At 68.2% G+C, this 1,796-nt stretch carries 2 protein-coding genes and 1 pseudogene; 2 read left to right on the top strand and 1 reads right to left on the bottom strand.

Features of this window, described 5'->3' with window-relative positions; genetic code table 11:
• A partial coding sequence (locus EN780_RS33365) for a PLP-dependent aminotransferase family protein (protein ID WP_133372849.1) occupies nt 1-1,094 on the bottom strand: 1,094 nt, incomplete at its 3' end.
• Nucleotides 1,095-1,316: 222 nt separating this feature from the next.
• Here EN780_RS33365 and EN780_RS33360 point away from each other — a divergent pair.
• On the top strand, nt 1,317-1,520 hold the full coding sequence (locus EN780_RS33360) for a DUF1127 domain-containing protein (protein WP_245500204.1): 204 nt from the start codon (nt 1,317-1,319) through the stop codon (nt 1,518-1,520).
• Nucleotides 1,521-1,566: 46 nt separating this feature from the next.
• A pseudogene (locus tag EN780_RS33355) lies at nt 1,567-1,796 on the top strand (sulfite exporter TauE/SafE family protein); the annotation flags it as partial.

Below are 1,796 nucleotides of genomic sequence, written 5' to 3'. Positions count from 1 at the left end.
GCCTGCACCTCGAACCCTGAAAGGCAGTCGGCGGCGAGACGCTGGCGACGGCTGGCATCCTCGCGCTTGGCTGCGACGAGTTCGCCGACAACGCCGTCGGCGATCAGCCGCTGCGCGGCGTTGAAGGCGAAGCCCCCTGCCCCCCAGCCGCCGGAACGGATGCAAGCCATGACGCTTTCCCTGAGCCGCGGCGGCGCACTGACGAAGCCCAGCGTCAGCCCCGGCGCGACGCGCTTCGACAGGCTGTCCAGCACCACGCAATGGTCAGGCGCCAGCGCCGCCAGCGGCGCCTCGTCGGCGAGGAAGCCGTAGACCGCGTCCTCGATCATCACCAGGTCGAGGCTTTCCGCGAGTCGGGCCAGGTCTTCGCAGCGAGCGGCGGGCATGGTGATGCCGAGCGGGTTGTGCAGCACGGGCTGCACGTACAGCGCGGACAGCCGCGCCTCGCGATGCGCCTTCTCGACGGCGTCCGGGCGCACCCCGTTCTCATCCATGGCGAGCGGCACCAGATTGACGCCGAGCCGCGCCGCGATGCCCTTGACCAGCGGATAGGTCACCGCCTCGACGCCGCAGCGCGCACCGGTCGGAACCAGGGTGGCGATCGCGGTGGCGATCGCTTGACGGCCGCCGCCAGTGAAGGCGAGCCCATCGGGCCGGGGCGACCAGCCGCCGCGGGCGAGGAAACGGGCGCTTAGCTCTCGCGCCGCCGGCGTGCCGCCGCTGGTCGCCGGCCTCAGTGCAATCTGCATTGCGTCCGTATCGCCAAGTCCGGCAAGGCTCTGCGACATCAGTTGCGCCTGCCCCGGTAGAATTGGGAAATTGAACTCCAGGTCGATGCGCGGATCGCCGGGATCCGTGGTCGCCGCGGCACCCCGGCGCGATTGCCCCGACACATAGGTGCCGCGACCGACCTCACCGACGACCAGGCCGCGCCTCAATAGCTCGGCATAGACACGTGTCGCGGTCGATGCCGCGATGCCGCGCTGGTAGGCGAAGCTGCGCTGCGGCGGCAGCCGCTCGCCGGGCCTCAGGCGGCCCTCTGCGATCTCCAGGGCGACGTCATCCGCGAGCTTCAGGTATTCGTTTGCCGACATAATTGCACCGAGAGCAATGTTTCGATTGCGCCGAGGCAATTAGCATGCGATTTCCTCGGTCGCAAGGCAAACATTGCACCGAGGTCGAGCCAGCTCGAGGACAGGTGCAGCCGAAAAAACCCGGATGAACCGGCCGCGGCAGCGGCCAATCAGCGTCGTGCTAGCGCACGCGCAACCCCCGCGCTCGCCCGAATGGCGGCGCCGACAGCAAAGGAGACAGACATGACCTCGATCCTTCAGGCCACCACCAATCACCATCCGCAGCACCGGCTCGCGCACTCGATGCGGCATGGCTTCGGTGCAATCCGTAAGGAGATGCGAGCGCGCAAGGCAATGCGCGCGCTGCGGCAACTCGACGATCACCTGCTGACCGATATCGGTCTGGCGCGCGGCGAGATCGCGTTCGCCGTGCGCAAGGGCCGCTAGGCGGCGCGCGTTCGACCAACCCGTTCGAGGACCCCACGAGGTCGCCATGATCACCTTGCTTTTTGCCGCCGAGCTTGCCGCCGCCGTGCTCGCCACGTCGTTTATTTCCGGCATCTTCGGCATGGCCGGCGGCATGATCCTGATCGTGGTGCTGATGGCGATCATGCCGTTGACGGTGGCGATGGTGCTGCACGGCCTCACCCAGCTCACCGCCAACAGCTGGCGGGCCTGGCTCTGGTGGAGCGCGATCCGGTGGCGCATCGCTGCCTTCTATGC

Source organism: Mesorhizobium sp. M4B.F.Ca.ET.089.01.1.1 (assembly GCF_004022605.1).
In the GTDB taxonomy this organism is placed as follows: Bacteria; Pseudomonadota; Alphaproteobacteria; order Rhizobiales; family Rhizobiaceae; genus Mesorhizobium; species Mesorhizobium abyssinicae.
This window is presented reverse-complemented; position numbering and strand designations above follow the sequence as displayed.